This is a genomic window from Streptomyces sp. NRRL S-244, from assembly GCF_000717915.1.
Lineage (GTDB): Bacteria > Actinomycetota > Actinomycetes > Streptomycetales > Streptomycetaceae > Streptomyces.
Map to the genome: position 1 here is coordinate 69,802 of NZ_JOCX01000006.1, position 15,676 is coordinate 85,477.

At 77.0% G+C, this 15,676-nt stretch carries 9 protein-coding genes; all 9 read right to left on the reverse strand.

The genetic code is table 11. The features are described 5' to 3' along the window. Nucleotides 1-11: 11 nt before the first annotated feature. The 9 genes from IF02_RS0109190 to IF02_RS32280 all read right to left on the reverse strand — a co-directional run bounded on the left by IF02_RS0109190 (nt 12) and on the right by IF02_RS32280 (nt 15,622). Nucleotides 12-3,272, reverse strand: coding sequence for a DUF3376 domain-containing protein (locus IF02_RS0109190; protein ID WP_030155160.1), 3,261 nt, complete (start codon nt 3,270-3,272; stop codon nt 12-14). Nucleotides 3,273-3,292: 20 nt separating this feature from the next. Then, a complete protein-coding gene (locus IF02_RS0109195) occupies nt 3,293-4,087 on the reverse strand; it encodes an AfsR/SARP family transcriptional regulator (RefSeq protein WP_051696036.1) in 795 nt (264 codons plus the stop codon). 123 nt (nt 4,088-4,210) lie between these two features. After that, nucleotides 4,211-5,590: a hypothetical protein gene (locus tag IF02_RS34730; RefSeq protein WP_030155164.1), complete on the reverse strand. Its 1,380-nt coding sequence runs from the start codon at nt 5,588-5,590 to the stop codon at nt 4,211-4,213. Beyond that, a complete protein-coding gene (locus IF02_RS34275) occupies nt 5,587-7,059 on the reverse strand; it encodes a hypothetical protein (protein ID WP_030155167.1) in 1,473 nt (490 codons plus the stop codon). The genes IF02_RS34730 and IF02_RS34275 overlap by 4 nt, the downstream gene beginning before the upstream one ends. After that, entirely contained in the window at nt 7,056-9,170 is a 2,115-nt protein-coding gene (locus IF02_RS33045; RefSeq protein WP_051696038.1) for an ATP-binding protein, read from the reverse strand. The genes IF02_RS34275 and IF02_RS33045 overlap by 4 nt, the downstream gene beginning before the upstream one ends. Next, nucleotides 9,163-10,824, reverse strand: a complete 1,662-nt coding sequence (locus tag IF02_RS32270) for a hypothetical protein (RefSeq protein ID WP_158708472.1) — start codon at nt 10,822-10,824, stop codon at nt 9,163-9,165. The genes IF02_RS33045 and IF02_RS32270 overlap by 8 nt, the downstream gene beginning before the upstream one ends. After that, nucleotides 10,821-12,962 (reverse strand): phage tail protein, encoded by a 2,142-nt coding sequence (locus tag IF02_RS0109220; protein ID WP_030155171.1) that lies wholly within the window; start codon nt 12,960-12,962, stop codon nt 10,821-10,823. Before IF02_RS0109220 ends, IF02_RS32270 begins: the two co-directional genes overlap by 4 nt. Beyond that, on the reverse strand, nt 12,962-15,136 hold the full coding sequence (locus IF02_RS32275) for a putative baseplate assembly protein (RefSeq protein ID WP_037835879.1): 2,175 nt from the start codon (nt 15,134-15,136) through the stop codon (nt 12,962-12,964). Before IF02_RS32275 ends, IF02_RS0109220 begins: the two co-directional genes overlap by 1 nt. 18 nt (nt 15,137-15,154) lie before the next feature. Next, nucleotides 15,155-15,622, reverse strand: a complete 468-nt coding sequence (locus IF02_RS32280) for a GPW/gp25 family protein (protein ID WP_078621987.1) — start codon at nt 15,620-15,622, stop codon at nt 15,155-15,157. Nucleotides 15,623-15,676 lie beyond the last annotated feature (54 nt).

Here is a 15,676-nt window from a genome sequence, read left to right on the forward strand (position 1 = left end):
GGGGCGCTGCGTCAGGTCGGTCCGGTCCGCGGCTTCGGGTAGAGCCAGGGCAGGACGAAGGTGATCCAGAACAGGACGGCGTAGAGGGTGAGGGCGGCCCACCAGCCGTCGGGTCCGCTTCCTCCGAACTGGCCGATCTGGATCAGGGCGGCGATCACTCCCGCGGCCGCGGCGGCCCACGGCAGCCACCACCACCGGTCGGTGCCGACGTACAGCACGGCCGCGGCGGCGAGGGCGAAGCAGGCCCCGACGATCAGGGTGCGCAAGCCGTTGTCGACCTTGGGGAACGGCGTATCGCGCAGCTGCCACAGGGCGACCGGCGGTCCGGCCAGCGCGAGCAGGAGGACGGGGACGCGCAGCCAGGCCGGCCGGATCCACTGCCGGACCAGCGCCGCCAGGGCGACCATGGCGTACAGGCAGACCGGGATGCCGGCGAGCAGCGAGGACCAGTGGCCGGTGGAGAAGGCGATGCCCGTCCACATCAGCACGGCCGCGAGCAGGGCCCACACCGGGGCCACCACCCCGACCAGGGGTGGGACGTAGACCAGGGGCTTCAGCGCGCCGAGCAGGCCCTGCACCAGGCGGGCTCCGAGCTTGCCGGAGGGCTGGAGCGCCGGCCAGGCGAGGAGCCCGGTCCGCAGGACCGCGCGGCGCGGATCCCGGGCCCGGACGAGCTCTCCGACCTCCTCCTTGCCGATCCTGCCGAAGGAGTCCAGCGCGGCGTCGAACTCGGCCGGTGAGGCCAGGGCGGGCGGATTCAGCGGGGGGTCCGGGGGCTTGTTGCCGCCCCGGAAGCCCTTGCGGTTCAGTTCGGCGAGGAACGGCAGCTCCTCGCGGAGGATCTCGTGCTGGCGTACGGCCGTGAGCACGTCCCGTACCCGGTCCCAGCGGCCCATGCCCGAGTTGGCGGCGACGTCCCGAGCCCAGAGCTCCATGAAGGCCGGGCCGAGTCCCGTCGCCGCGGCGACGTCCTCGCCGAGCGCCGTGAGGTCGCTGGTGGTGCCGAACGCGTCCTCGAGGCGCTCGTCGGTGGCGACGACCGATACGAGTGAGGCGGCCCCGTCGAGGCGGCCCCAGGTCCAGTCGCTCATCCGCCAGCGGGCGCTGAGGAACGCGGCGAAGTTGTTGAGCTGGTTGCCGCTGAGCTTGGCCCTGACCATGTCCTTCGGGGAGTTCTGGACCGCTTCCGGCAGCGTCCTGCGGGTCGCCCAGCTGGTGTTCGCCGCCGAGACGGTGTGGAAGTCGATGTCGGGGGCCTCGGCCAGCGGGTCCGGGCGCAGCGGGCCGAGCAGTACCTCGGCGTACGCGAGCGCAGAGGTCATCGGACCGGCGCCGCGCGCGGCCGCGTGGAGCGCCTCGTAGCCGGTGACGTCGGGGACCAGGTCCACGCCGATCTCCCGGCCCAGGTCCGCCACCCGCGACCACAGCTGCCCGAAGCCCTCCGGTACGGCCGGCGGACCGGGGTCCGGACCGGGGGCGGGGGCGGGCGCGGGGGCCGGTGGCAGGGATCCGCCGGTGACCGCCGTCGCGAGGTTCGCCGCCCAGGTCTCCCACCGCTCGGGGGCGGCCTCGGACGGCAGCTCCGGCGGCATGAGGGCGCCCAGCAGCCGGGTCGCCTCGTGGAACGGGGCCGTGGCATCGGTGGGGAGCAGCCCCGAGGAGAGGGCGGCCCGGTAGCGGTCGAGCAGCAGCCGGTCCCGGGCGGCGGTCAGCGTGGCGATGGCGGAACGGCATGCGAACAGCCGCCTCCGGTACCCCTCCACCAGCCGCGCCTCCGCCGGCTCCGCCTCCGCGTCCACCGGCCCGGGGCGGGACTCGTACGCGTCCAGCCAGTCCATGAGCAGCCGCAGGGTGCGTGCCAGGGCCAGCGGCGAGTACCCCGGCCCGGGCAGCATGCCGGGCCCCACCGCCAGGTCGCACGACGCTGTGCGCAGGCGGGCGAAGAGCGCGGTCGAACCGTCCCCCGCGTTCTCGTCCAGCACCTCCAGCGGCCCCGGGCCCGCGGGCAGCGGCAGCGCGTCCGGGCCGGTCACGTCCGCCGGGTCCTCCAGCAGCCGGATGAGCCGCAGCGCCTCCGCAGCGCCGACCCGGTCGGCGTACGCGTCCTGCCGGACGGTCGCCGCGTCCCGGAGCTCCCCGAGGGTCGGGGGCAGCACCCCGGTGGCGGCCCGCTTCTGCTGGGCCGCGGCCTCGGCGGCGCGCAGTTCGAGGGCGTCGTCGCGCAGGGACTCGGAGCCGGTCTTCACCGCGAGGGACTTCGCGGCCATCCGCACCAGCCGCGTGACGCGCCGGCTGGTCCCCGGCTCGGAAGGCGGCGGGAACGGCGGCACGGGCTGGAGGAACAGCAGCCACCGGTCCGCCTTGCCGGCCACCGGGGCCCCGGCGACGGCCCGTACGGCCCAGGCGACGGGGATGTTGTCCAGCAGTCCGCCGTCCATGAGTTCGGCGCAGCCGTTCAGGTTCTCGTCGGGGTAGCCGCTCTCGCTGCTGACCCCGCGCATGTCCACCCGGGGCGGGTCCGCGACCGGCTGCGCGCCGTTCCCGACGTACACCCGGGCCGGTTCGAAGGCTCCCGGGAACGAGGACGAGGTACGGGCCGCGTAGGCCAGCCGGTTCAGCGCCCCCTCCCGGGCCACGCCGGTGACGTCGACGGGGAAGTCCGTCAGCGAGGTGCGGTGGCGGAAGCGGAAGTACGCGTTCGAGCGGCCGACCGGCAGCGGCCGGCCGAGGTTGGGCCGCACCCGGTCCCGGCGCGGGCGCAGCCGGGTGGCCGTCAGGATCAGCCGAAGCGAGGCGGGGCGCTTCCACTTGGGCGGGGCCTCGTTGATGAGCCGGCCCAGCGCGCCGCGCAGCTCCGTGTAGAAGACCTCGTCCCCGCGCATCAGCGAGGCGGGTACGTGGAAGGGGGTCGAGCGGCGCAGCAGTCCTTCGAGGTCGCCCAGGCGCAGCCACACGTCCCTTACGCCCGGCCCGAAGGGCATCCCGTAGACGAGGTGGCAGGCCAGCAGTACGCCGTTGAGCCCCCCGGCGCTGGTCCCGACGAGGACGTCGATGTCGACGTCCTCGTATCCGCACACGTTCAGCAGCCCCGGGTAGAGGCCGGCGTCCGGGGCGGGCTCCCGGGCATCCTGGACGGGCTCCTGGGCCGCCACGCGGAGCGCCGCCGTCTCGCAACAGGCCCCGCCCATCCATACGGCGAGGCTGACCCCGCCGCGCATCGCGAGGGCCAGGCGCAGTTCGGTACTGCGCCGACCCGGCCGGTCGTCGCTCATGCCACCAGCTTGACCCCGGATCAGGCGCGGCGCACCCGGGCGGCCACCACCTCCCGGGAGCGGGTCGCGGAGCGGCAGAAGTTCCGTATCAGCCCGGAGAGTTCGCATCCCGGTTCCACCCCGAGTTCGCGTTTGACGAGGTCGCGGTACGTGTCGTACGCGCGCATGGCCTCGATCAGGTTGCCCTCCGCCAAGTGGGCCTCGATCAGGGCCCGCTGGGCGCTCTCGCGCAGCGGTTCGGCGCTGACCGCGAGCAGGGCGGACTCCACCGCCTCGGCGTGCCGGCCGACCCGGGCCAGTTCGCGGCTCAGCGCCTCCAGCGCGTGCAGCAGCCGCTGGCGGACCCGTTCGCGCTCCAGCAGCACCCAGTCGTCGTACCAGCCGGGCAGCAGGTCGAGCGCGTCGGTGCGCCATTTCAGCGCCGACAGGTCCTGGGCGGTGGCGGTGCCGCCGATGAGCCGCCCGGCCCAGCCGTACAGGACGTACAGGTCCACCACCGTGTGCTCGCGCATCGCGAGCGAGCACTTGTCGGAGTCGAGCAGGTCGATGCCGGCGGCCTTGAGCCGCCAGAGCGCGGACCGCAGGTTCCCCGCCGCCCGCAGGTCGTCGCCGGACGGCCACAGCGTCCCCGCGGCGTGCCGGCGCTCGACCCGGCCGCCGTTGAGCGCGACGAACGCCAGGAGCCGCTTGCCCCCTTCGGGCACGTCGAGCCATCTCCCCTGATGGATGACGCGCGGGCCGCCCAAGAGGTGGAGGGCCGGTGGCTCCCCCTGCCCGGGGACGCGGACCGGTGACGTGAGGAACTGCTGGTTCATAGGCGGTCCTCCTGCATAGAAGTCCGACCGCATATGCTATGCGCGCACCGTCACCGATCAGTCACCGAGTGCTATGATTTCATGCGGGATCGTGACAGTCATCCGGGGTTGGGGTCGCAGCAGTCATCCGGGGTTGTAGCAGTGGCGCTGCTCCCTCCTCACGAACGCGACCCAGTCCCCGACCGGCGCCCCCCGGTCGTCGACGGGCAGCAGGATGTCCACCTCGACGGGCTCGTCGAGCCGGATGCGGTCCCGGTGCTGCGCCTCCTGCACCGCCCGGGCCACATCGGCGAGCGCGCAGGAGCAGTACCTCAGGTCCACCTGCCGGCCCAGGAGCTCCCGGATCCCGGCGGGGGCGGCGCTCTGCCCGGGCTCGGGCCCCGGCTCGGGCTCCGGCTCCGGCTCGGGGGTGAACGGCAGGTACCCGGCGGGCGGGAGTTCCGAGATGCCCAGCTCTTGCAGGCCGTACGGGCCCGGTCCGGCCTGCACCGGCCGGATCAGGGCGCCCTCGCCGATGCCCGTGATGAGCCGGGCCACCTCCCGGCCCAGCTGGTCCTTGGTGTGGCTCTTGAGGAACTGCTCCTCGCCGATGAGGGCCAACTGCTCCAGCAGCGGCCCCAGATCGGCGGCGGGCGGCGGTGCGGCGCCCAGCACCTGCGCCAACTGGTCCTGGAACTGGAGGATCTGGGCCGTGTACGCGTCCCAGGGCCGCATGCCGAGCCGTGACTGCCAGTACCGCTGCGGCGGGGCCGCGGCCCGGTCGCGGCGGGCCGCCCACGTGTCGACCTCCCACCCGTCGGGCCTGCCCGGGTCGCGCAGGAGCACCGCGATCCGGACGGTCCCGGCCCGGCCCGGGCTCGCGGCCGGCGGGGTCCAGGACTGCGGCAGGTGCGCGCGGCCGCTCCCGTACGGCCACGGGGAGTGCTCGGTGCGCTCGGCGCCGAAGATCTTCGAGGTGAGGAAGTTGCGCCGGGAGGCCGGGAGTTGGTTGTCGAGCCCCCGCTCGGTGCCCTCGGCCAGCTGGATCCGCACCCCTTCGGCGAGGTACGGGTGCCGGGTGGTGCCCGTACCGGCGCAGGGGTCGTCGCAGTAGCTGCCCTGCACCGGGGCTTCGCCGTACGGCCGGGAGTCGGGGGCCACTTCGACCCACCAGAACCCGTCGAGCCCGGGCGTGAGGCCGGTGAGCGGGAGCGTGACGAGGCGCTGCGAGCGCAGCGGGCGGCCCTCCGGGGAGACGGCGAGCCCGCCGCCGACCCGGAGGGTGCCGTCCTTCACGCTGACCTCGTAGCCCTCGACCACGCCGGGGCCGCCCGCCGCGCCCACGGCCAGGGCGAGTTCGCGGGCGTAGTCCTGGATGCGGGCCAGGTGTTCGGCGCGCAGGAACAGCCCGTCGAAGGCGTTCAGCCGGTCGATCCCGCCGTCGGCGGTCGCGGAGGGGGTGGCGGGCGGGGTGGGGGGCGGGGCCGGGCTCGCGGCTCCGGGGGCGGCTTCGCTGATCGTCATTCCTCGGTCCTCCCGGGGGCCGCCTGGCGCGGCAGATGGACGGTGACGACGGCGTCGTTCCCCTCGTCGGCGGTGCCCGGCGGGCCGCCCTCGGGCCCAGCGAAGGGCGCGCGCGGGTGCTCGCCGTACAGGGGCTTGGGCCCCGTGCCCCGGACGCGGACGCGGACCGTCTCGTACGCGGGCCGCTGGTCCAGGTCCACCTTCACCCGCAGCCCGTCGGCCGACACCCGGATCCCGGCGACCTCGTCGGTGGCCCAGCCCCGGCCGGAGTCGGAGAGCGAGGTGATCTCGATGCCCTCCGGTTCGGCGGAGCCCGGCGCGAGCGGGGCGGTGACCTCGAAGCTCAGGACGGTGTGTTCGCGGCTCCAGGCGAGGGAGCCGCGGATCAGGCGCGGGCCTCCGGCGTCCGCCTCGGCGGCGGCGCCGATGATCCCGGGCGCCAGCCCGCACACCAGCTCCTGGACGGTGGTGGTGGGCAGCACCGCCGTCCGGACGGACGGGTCGGCGCGCACCTCTTCGATCCGTACGCACCCGTCGTACTCGCTGATTTCGACCGTGAGCCGGGCCAGCACGACGGGGGCGTGGTCCTCCGTGACCGGCGCCCACGGCGGGCACATGTCGCCCTCCGCGCGCTCGGGCGCGAGCGCGGTGGCGTCCGCGGCGGCCAGCCGGCGGAACGCGGCGAGCAGCGCCGGCGCCCGCCGGTGCGCGGGGACCCGGGCCACTTCGGCGGCCTCCCGCAACGCCTCCTGCCCGGCTGTGTCCCCCGGGGCGGCCTCGTCGAGCCCGAGGAGGACCCGTACGCGGTGGTACGGGCGCCAGGGCGCGGGGGCGGTGGAGCGGAGGGTGATCCGCGCGGTCTCGACGATCCGGGAGAAGTCGTCGTGCCGGCGCGTCACGTCGCACGGGTCGGCCAGGGCGGGCACGGGCCGGTCGGGGCAGGACGCGAACTCCGCGAGGACCCAGGCCTCGGCGGTGCGCCGCCGGGGTGCCCCGGGCTCGGCGTCCGCCCCTCCCTCCTGGGGCGCAGACCCGTCCTGCGGCGCAGGCCCGTCCTGCGGCGGGTGCGCCTCGATCCACTCCCTCGCCCACGCGGTCAGGGAGACGCACCAGGCCGCTTCGAGGGTGAGCTCGCGGCCGAGCCCGTCGACGGCCAGCCCCGGATCCACCCTGAGCTCGTCGCCGTCCCGGGCGACCCCGAGCCCCCAGAGCACCCCGGAGCCGTGCAGCCAGGCGTTGTGCAGCATGAGCTTGCCGCGCGGATTGCCCATCAGGACACGGAAGTCGTCCTCGCCGAGCAGCATCCCGAAGGCCACGCGCAGCGCGAGGAAGGGGTTCACGGGCAGCTCGTCCCCGCCGCAGGGGCCGGGCCCGCACGGCCCGCCTCCGTAGGAGGGGTCGGTGGGCAGGTCCGGGGCGGACCCGCAGCCGCAGCCGCACGGGGTGCCGCCGGAGCCGAGCGCGGTCATGAGCTCTCCTTCTGGGTACGCCGGTCGATGACCGGGGCGGGGAAGTCGTACGCCGAGGAGTCGTACGCCGAGTCCAGGGCCCGCGCCGCCCGCCGGTCCGCACCCGCGCCGCCCGGCCCGGCCGGCTCCCCGGGGAACGGGCGGCCCGCCTTGCCGTATTCGCGCCGCATCGCGTCGACGAGGTGGCCCTGGCGGACCGCTCCCCCGTCGTCCGCGGCCCGGAAGGCCGCGCCGATCGCCGCGTTGCGGATCCAGCCGCCCGGCACCGGGTAGTGCTGCGCGAGCCCGGCCAGGTCCACGTCGGCGTGCAGCAGGGCGCGCGGCAGGTGCAGTTCCCACATGCGGTACCGGCCGGCCTCGTCGGGGAGCGGGAACTCCACGACGAAGTCCATGCGGCGGATGAAGGCGGCGTCGATGTTCTGCCGCAGGTTGGTCGTCAGCACGGCGAGCCCGTCGAACCGGTCGAGGCGCTGGAGCAGATAGGCCGTCTCCATGTTCGCGAACCGGTCGTTGGCCTCGGAGACCTCCGTACGGGTGGCGAACAGGGCGTCGGCCTCGTCGAGGAGGAACACCGCCTGTGTGCGCTCGGCCACTTCGAAGCAGGCGGCGAGGTTCTTCTCCGTCTCGCCGATGTACTTCGACACCAGCTCGGAGCCGTCGACGACCAGCAGGTCCCGGCCCGCCTCGGTCGCCAGTACCTCGGCGGCCAGGGATTTCCCGGTGCCGGGCGGTCCGGTGAGCAGCAGCCGTACACCGCGTGCGGCCCGGGCGGCCTCGCGCAGCCGCCAGTCGTCCAGGACCAGCGCCTGGTGGCGCAGCCGGGCCACGGCGTCCCGCAGCTGGCCGTCCGCCTCCCCGCCGAGGACCAGCCGCGGCCAGCGGGCCTGCGGGCTGACCAGGTCGACGCCCGGGGGCAGCAGCGCTCCGGCGCGGGCGCGGATGGCGCCGGAGACGTCCGGGCCGCCGCCGTCCTCCCCGGCGCCCGGGGCCAGTGCGGCGCGGCTGTGCACGTCGAGGGCCACCTGGGCGGTGAGCGCGGGGTCGAGCGGGTGGCGCGCGGCCAGTTCGGGGGCGTGCTCGGGCGCTTCGGGCAGCGCCGCCCGCCAGGCGGCGCGCCGGTCCGCCGTGCCGATCGGCCCGACCGGCACGGTGAGTACGGGCCGCTGCGGCCCGGGGCGTACGGTGCCCGGCGCCGCGCAGACCAGCAGCGGGCCGGGGATCCGGGCGACGGCGGGGGTGACGGGGCCCGCCGCCCCGCCCGCCGAAGCCGGCACCACCAGCAGCGGCACGGCGTCCCGTACGGCGGCGTGCAGCCCCAGCAGTCCCATGGCGCGGGGGTCTTCGGGGCGGGTCCGGGCGGCGAACAGGCCGAGTCCGGCGGCGTGGGCGAGGGCGGCGCAGCGGCTGAGGCCCACGGTCTCGTCCCGGGCGCCGACCAGCAGGATGCGGGGTTCGCGGGAGCGCAGGGCGGCGACGGCCCGGACGCTCTCGGGGAGTTCGAGCCAGCCGTCGAGTCCGGCGACCGGCGGCCCGGGGTCGGCCTCCTCCAGGACGGCGGGCCGGGCGGGGTGGCCGTGGAGGGCCTCCCACAGCCCGTCGGCGAGGGTCAGGGACCGTTCGTGGAAGGGGCCTTCGCCGGTGAGGGCGAGTACGCCCGCCCGTACGGCCGGGCCCTCGTGGAGCAGCCGGCGCAGGGCGACGCGGTCGGCCGCCCGCCCCCGTACGCCGCCCGGGGCCGCCGTACGGGCCGCGCAGTCGGTCAGGAGGCCGGCCAGGCCCACGCTGGGGTGCGGGGCCCCGCCGGGGTTCATGGTGCGGAACGTCCGGGCCAGGCCCTCGTGTTCCTCGGGGAGCCCGGCGAACAGGACGAGCTCGGTCTCCAGGGGGCGGAGCCCGAACCGGTGCACGAGCCGGTCGAGCGGGGTGTCGGCCGCGGGGCGCGCGCCGGGCGCGGCGGCGGCCCGGTGCGCGGCGCTCGCGGCCCAGTCGCGCAGGAACGCCACGGACTCGCCGCCCGCCTCCTCGCTGCACAGGGTCTCCAGCAACTCGGCCACCCGCAGGGCGACTTCGGCGGCCCGGCCGGAGAGGTCCCGGCTGATGCGCTCAGACATAGCGGTACCTCACGACCGCGCCGAGCCAGCCCAGCCAGCCCGGGTCGAGGTCCAGTCCGGCGCGGCGGACCGCGAGGTCGGTGTCGGCGACGGCGAGGACGGCCTCGATCCAGCCGCTCTCGGCCGTGATGCGCCCGGGACGGTGGGCGACCGCGCGGACGGCGCCGAACGGGTCCTGCGCGTACCGCTCGTCGCCGAGGCGGGCTGCGGTGGCCCGCGCCCAGTCGGCGGCGAGCGCGTCCACGGCGTCCTGCTCGCGCGGGGCCGCGGCCGGGGCGCGCAGGAGAGCGGCGGCGCGGTCGGGGGCGAGGCCGGCGAGGGCGAGGGCGGCCGGGTCCCCGGGCGCGATGCCGGGGGCGAGGGCGCGGGCGGCGGCGTGCAGCACCCAGGGCAACGGCCGGGCGGCCAGGGCGGGTTCGTCGAAGGCACGTTCCGGGAGCCCGGCTTCGGGAGCCGTGGCGAGCAGGAACAGCAGCCCGGCCCAGCCGGTGGCGGCGCCGTCCGCCTGGTCGGGAGTGGGCTCCGGAGGTACGGGCCGTACGGGGTCCGGCGCGGCGGTGTCGCCGACCGCGGGGCCGCCCGGGCCCGGTCCGGAGCCGCCCGCACCGCCGCGGGGCGGGTCGGCGGCGGGAGGCCCCTGTGGCGGCGCGTCCCGACCGGGCGGGGCTTCGGCGCCGTCGGCGGCCGGTGCCGGCCCGGCGGGCGCGGCGTACCCGGCATCCCCGGCGTCCCAGCCGTCTCCGCCGTCTCCGCGGTCCGGCAACTCCCGCAACTTCGGTGCCGGTCCGGGCTCCGGACGCTCGGGACCCCCGCTCAGGGCCCGCAGCCCCTGCGCCAGCAGCCCGCGCAGCCCGGGCCGGGCGGCGGGCCGCTCCAGCGCGGCCGGATCGGTTTCCGCGAGGACGAGCACGGCCCAGGCGGCCAGCACCGGTTCGGCGGGGCGCAGCCGGGAGGCGCGGGCCAGCCGGGCCAGCCTCGATCCGGCGAGCAGGGTCCGGGCGAGCGCCCGCGTTTCGGGGCCGGGCGGCGCCGCGGCGGGGAGCTGCTCCGGCGCGGGGCGGTCCGTACCGGCCAGGAGGGCGGCCAGGCGCCGCCAGCCGTCCCGCCCCCAGGCCCGGTCCAGCGCGGCGAGCCCGCACTGCTCGGCGCCGCGGAGCACGGCGGCCGCGGCCTGCTCGGGGTGGCGTTCCAGGGCGGCCAGCAGCGCCGGGCCGGGCGATGCCTGCGGGGCCGGGTCGCCGGGGCGCAGGATCCCGGTCTGCCGCCAGGCCCACAGCCGTTCACTCCGCCCGGCGGCCAGCCCTGCCACCGCGTCGGCGAGCAGTTCCACGTCGTGCCGGTAGTGCACGAGAGCGTCCGGTGCGCCCGCGCGGCCCTCCCGTACGGTCCGTTCGATCGCGGCGGCGACCGCCTCGGACCAGTCGCGGGCGAGCGCGGGATCGGGGCGGTCCAGGTCGAGGCCGAGGCTCAGGTCGAGCCGGGCCAGGCACCAGTGCCCGGGCGGCAGGTCCAGGGCGCGCAGGGCCGTTTCGAGGGGGCCGGCGACCGCGCGGCGCAGCGGTTCGCGCAGCCGGTCCGCCGCGGGCGGCGGCGCGCCGGGATCGTGGCGCAGGGTCGCCGACAGCCTCTCGATGACCACGGTGGGGCCGCTCATCCGACGCGCACCGCCCCGGTGATGGTGCTCTCGCCGACGCGGGAGCCGGCGGCGGGCACGCCCACGATGCCGTCCTCGCCGACCCGGACCCGGCCGACGACGGCGGGGCCCCAGGCCGCGCCCGGACCGACGACGGAGGTGAGCCCGAGGTGCAGGGTGCGGCCGATCCGCATGCCGGCGCCGAGCGGGCAGATGTCGACGAGGGTGTGGGCCGGTTTGTGGGCCTCCACGATGGCGCGGACCACGTCGAGTTGGCCCGGGCTCGGATCGGCGGGAATGAGCACGCTGAACCGGTGCGCGGCGGCCGTGTAGCCGTCCTCCCCGGGCCGGGTGCCGCCCACGGTGAACCGGCCCAGCGCACCGGCCGTGGCCGCCGCACCGCCGACGGCCGGTGCGGGGGCCCCGCCGGGTCCGGCGCCGAGCACCGCTCCGCCGAGGCCGCGCAGCCGCCAGTGCTCCACGACGCTGATGGGCAGCGGGAGGTAGAGCCGCAGGATGCGTTCGAGGCAGGAGACGGTGCCGCGGATGCGGAACAGGTCGTACGCCTGGGCGATCAGCTCGCGCCGGGCGGCCGGCGGCCAGCGCCGGTCCAGGGCCAGGCCGAGCAGCCCGGCCAGCCAGCCGAGGGCCTCCTGCGGGGTGGCCCGGGGGTCGAGCAGGAGGGTGCGCAGGGCGGCGCGGGAGTCCAGTTCGTGCAGCAGTCCTTCGGCGGGGGCGAGGAAGCGCTGGAGGAAGGCGGCGTCGGCCTCGTCCCGGCTCCAGGCCCCGGGGAGCGCGGCGGGCAGCCGGTGTCCGGGCCGCTCCACCCGCAGGCCCCGGACCCGGGGGGTCAGGCGCGGGGTGCCGGCGAGCCGGAGCACGATCCACAGGTAGCGGCCGGGAGGGGCCGTGACGGGGGCCTCGTACGTCTCGAACCCGTCCTCGGGGTCGATCTGCGCCCAGGGCAGCTCGCGGCCGGTCGGGCGCCGGAACAGGGGCGCGGAGGGCGGCAGCCGGTCGGCGTAGAGGGCGCGGGAGGGCAGCGGCGGGGTCTGGTCGGGGTGGCGCACGGAGCGCGGTCCGCGCACGGGCGGCGACCAGGGCAGCGGGTCGGGGACCGTGTCCTCGTCGGTGGTCAGGAAGCTGACGCGGACCTCGGTGCCGGGCGGGACGCAGGCGTCGAGGAACAGCCGGCCCCAGCGGGTGCGGTACTCGCCCGCATCGAGGCGGTAGCCGATGACGCTCCCGGCGGGCGTGTAGCGGGCGGCGGGCCCGGCGGTGCGGGCGAGGCCGTCGGCGGTGGTGAACGCGATGCGGCCGTCGGGGTCGGCGGTCATGGCGCCCCCGTCGTAGCCGGGGGCGCGCAGGGGCTCGATCTCCGCCCAGGCCGTGCCGTCCGTACGGAACCGCCGGAACGGCTGTCCGGGGCCCCGGGCCACCACCAGCGCCCCGTCGGCGGTCAGGTCGAGGTCGGTGGCGTCGGGTACGGCGAGGGGCCGGGTGCCGTCGGCCCGGGCGACGACGGCGTGCCCGCCGGCCGAGCCGGTCCACAGCACGTGGAGGTGCCCGGCGTGGTCGGCGATCCGGGTGGGGCGCAGGCCGTCACTGCCCGCCGGGTGGCGCAGTACGGGCCCGCGCAGCGGTCCGCGGCGGCCCTGGAGGAGCACTATCCCGGCGGGCCGGGTGACGAGGACGGCCACCGCCCCGCAGTGGGCGGTGACGTCGAGGGGCCGGCGGTGCGGCCGGGCCGCGCTGCGGACGGGGACCCGGCGCAGCAGCCGCTCGCCCCACAGGTCGACGACGTGGACGGCGCCGGCCCCGGATTCGGCGATGAACAGCCGCTGGGCGGCGTCCACGGCGAGGCCGCGCGGAACGCACAGGGTGCCCGGCCGGTGGCGGGGCGCGCCCTCGCCGCCGGCGCCGGGCGCGAAGACCTCCACGCGTCCGGCGCGCGGGTGGGAGCGGTAGGCGCGGCCCCAGCGGTCGAAGGCCAGTCCGGCCGGTCCGTGGACGGCCGTTCCGGGGTCGGGCCCCGTCTCCGGCTCGGGTTCCCAGGCGAGGCAGACCCCGCCCTCGTCGAGGAGGGCGGTGGACTCGTGGCGGCAGCGCACCCACTGGTCCGGGTCGGCCAGGACGCCGACGGCGCGGTCGCCGTGCATCAGCACACCTCCGGGGGGAGCGGTACGACGACGGGGTCGCCGGGGGGCGGCGACGGGGAGCCGTATCCCGCGCCGACGGGCAGCGGGCTGCCGGTGACGACGGTGATCGCGGCGACCCGGGGCACCTCCCACGGGTTCAGCGGGACGAGCGGGAGCGGGGTCCATCCCGTGCCGGAGCGCCGGGCCAGCAGCAGTTCGTCCTCCAGGTACTCCAGCCCCTCCACCTGTACGGCGACGGCCTCCAGTTCGGCGCGGCGCACGGCCCGGCCCAGCGGCCAGCCCGCGCCCTCGGGTCCGTACGGCGGCAGCGGGGCGAGGTACTGGCGCAGGATCAGCTCGACCCAGCGGCGCACCGCGTCGGGCTGGTAGCCGTCCCGGGTCCGGATGCCCGCGGAGACGGCGATGTCCACGTAGGTGGGCGGGATGACGTACAGCTCGGTGGTGACCAGGCGCCGGGGGGCGAGGTACGCGGCCACCTGGCGCAGCAGGGCGAGGTCGGGCAGCGGGGCGCCGGGGTCGCGCAGGTCCTCGGTGGGGAAGACGAGCACGCTGACGACGCCGGCGGCGGGCTGGGTGGGCGTGTCGGGGTGCAGCAGGGGCAGGGTCTCGGCGCGGCGCACGCCGGGGACTTCGAGGGCGAGGGAGCGGAAGTCGTCGGAGGTGACGGCCCGGTCGCGGCGGTGCACCTCGGCGGGCAGGGCCTCCAGGGCGTCGGCGAGGGAGGCGGGGTCGGCGCCGCCGGCCGCCGGGAGGGGGTTGGCGACCTTGACTCCGGCGACGCCGGTGAGCGCGCCGATCGCGCCCGCGGGGACGTTCCCGGCGGAGCCGCCGCCGTACCGGTACGCGAGGACGCGGATGCGCTCGCCGATCTGGGGCAGCCGGCAGCGGGTGCCGAAGCGGACGAGTCCGGCTTCGGCGTCGAGGGTGTAGTGCCGGTCGAAGGGGCCGCTGGCGGCGAAGTCCTCGACCTCGGTCCAGGGCCGCCAGCCGTCGGCCTCCTCGACCTCCAGCCGGACGCTGCCCGCGAGGACGGGATGCCGGGTGAGGCGCAGGACCTGGCCGGCGTCGGCGGTGCCGGTGCCGAGGAGTTCGGGTGCGGCGGTGCGGGCCTGGACGGCGCCGACGGCGTTGACGCCGACCCAGCGGATGCGGTGGATGGCGTCGTTCTCGTCGGCGGGCCGGCGGACGCGCAGCCAGCCCAGGACGCGGGCGGCCGCCTTCTCGTCGTCGAGCGGGGGCGGGCTGTGCAGGCCGCCGGGGCCGGCGGCGCCCCGGGGGTGGGCGGGGAAGGCGGCGGGCAGCTCGACGGAGACGACGCCCGCGGTGGTCAGTCCGCGGGTGGTGTCGCCGAGCACGGCGAGGGAGGTGAAGGCGGTGGGGGCTGCGGGGCCGTTCCACAGCTCCCAGAGGAAGCCGGGCGGGGCGCTCACGAGGTCGCCCGCCCGCAGCCGGGTCGGGTCCTGGGTGTCGCGGGCGCGCAGGTCGTAGGGGCGCGGGAGTTGCTCGTCGGGGACGACACCGACGAAGAGGGTCCGGCCGGCCAGCAGGCGGGGGTCGGTGGTGTTCTTGGCGAGCAGGGCGATCCACAGGGAGCGGTCGAGGGAGGTGCTGACGTCGAGGGGCGGCTGGTCGGGGTCCAGCGGGTCGGCGGGGACGGCGGTGGTGACGTAGAAGGCGACGGGCGCCCCGGAGGCCACCCGCCCCCGCTCGCCCTTGGGCAGGGCCTCGACGGCGTTCTGGCGGCGCCGGCTCTCGGCGCGGCCGGGGGCCTCGGGGGCGGGCGTCTTGCCGACGGCGAGGGTCTCCAGGGGCCAGGCGACGACCTCGTTGTCGGTCTCGAAGGAGACCGCGCCGGCCCTGGCCTCGGCGCCGCGCAGCACCTGGACCCCCTCGGGGCGTTCGGTCTGCAGGACGAGGAGGGCGCGGGCGGTGAGCGCGGGGCGCGGGCGGACGCCGAGCAGCCGCAGGAAGGCGACCTTGGTGGCGTCGGGGATCTGGTTGAAGCGGAAGAGCAGGGACTCGCCGAGGTGCGCGAAGAGTTCGAGCAGGGCGATGCCGGGGTCCGCGGCGTTGTGGTCGGTCCACTCGGGGGCGTAGACCGGGATCCGCTTGACCAGCTCGTCCCGGAGCTGTTCGAAGGTGCGGTCGTCGAGGATGGGGCCGATCAGCGGCATACCGTCGTCACCCGGCCCCTACCGCAGGTAGAAGGGGTAGACGAGGTTGTCCGGGCGCAGGTCGAGCAGGTGCACGTAGGCGATGTCGATCCATACGAGGGTGGGCTCCTCCCCCGGGGTCACGGCGACCTCGGTGACCCGGATGCGGGGCTCCCACGCGGTGAGCGCCTCGCCGATCTCGGCGGCGATCGCGGTGCGGGTGGCGGGGGTGTTGGGGGCCATGAGGTGGCGGCGCAGTCCGCAGCCGAAGGTGGGGCGCATGATCCGCTCGCCGGGCTCGGTGTCGAGGATGGTCTCGATGGACTGCCGGATCGCGGCGGCCCCGGCGACCCACCCGAGCCCACCGCCGCCTCCGTCTCCGCTCCCGGTTCCGTTTCCGGGCCGGAACGGGAACCGCAGCCCGGTCCCGAGCCGGGCCTCGCCGGCGGACGGGGCGGCCGGGCCGCGGCCGCCGGGGGCGGATGTCAGGACGTCAGATGCTGCCATGGCGTCCATGCTCCGCCGGGACCGTCACCGCACCGTCTCCCCTCCGGGTACGCG

Coding starts and splice junctions, on each gene's coding strand:
- IF02_RS0109190 (WP_030155160.1), bottom strand. CDS start 3,272: ATGAGCGACGACCGGCCGGGTCGGCGCAGTACCGAACTGCGCCTGGCC.
- IF02_RS0109195 (WP_051696036.1), bottom strand. CDS start 4,087: ATGAACCAGCAGTTCCTCACGTCACCGGTCCGCGTCCCCGGGCAGGGG.
- IF02_RS34730 (WP_030155164.1), bottom strand. CDS start 5,590: ATGACGATCAGCGAAGCCGCCCCCGGAGCCGCGAGCCCGGCCCCGCCC.
- IF02_RS34275 (WP_030155167.1), bottom strand. CDS start 7,059: ATGACCGCGCTCGGCTCCGGCGGCACCCCGTGCGGCTGCGGCTGCGGG.
- IF02_RS33045 (WP_051696038.1), bottom strand. CDS start 9,170: ATGTCTGAGCGCATCAGCCGGGACCTCTCCGGCCGGGCCGCCGAAGTC.
- IF02_RS32270 (WP_158708472.1), bottom strand. CDS start 10,824: ATGAGCGGCCCCACCGTGGTCATCGAGAGGCTGTCGGCGACCCTGCGC.
- IF02_RS0109220 (WP_030155171.1), bottom strand. CDS start 12,962: ATGCACGGCGACCGCGCCGTCGGCGTCCTGGCCGACCCGGACCAGTGG.
- IF02_RS32275 (WP_037835879.1), bottom strand. CDS start 15,136: ATGCCGCTGATCGGCCCCATCCTCGACGACCGCACCTTCGAACAGCTC.
- IF02_RS32280 (WP_078621987.1), bottom strand. CDS start 15,622: ATGGCAGCATCTGACGTCCTGACATCCGCCCCCGGCGGCCGCGGCCCG.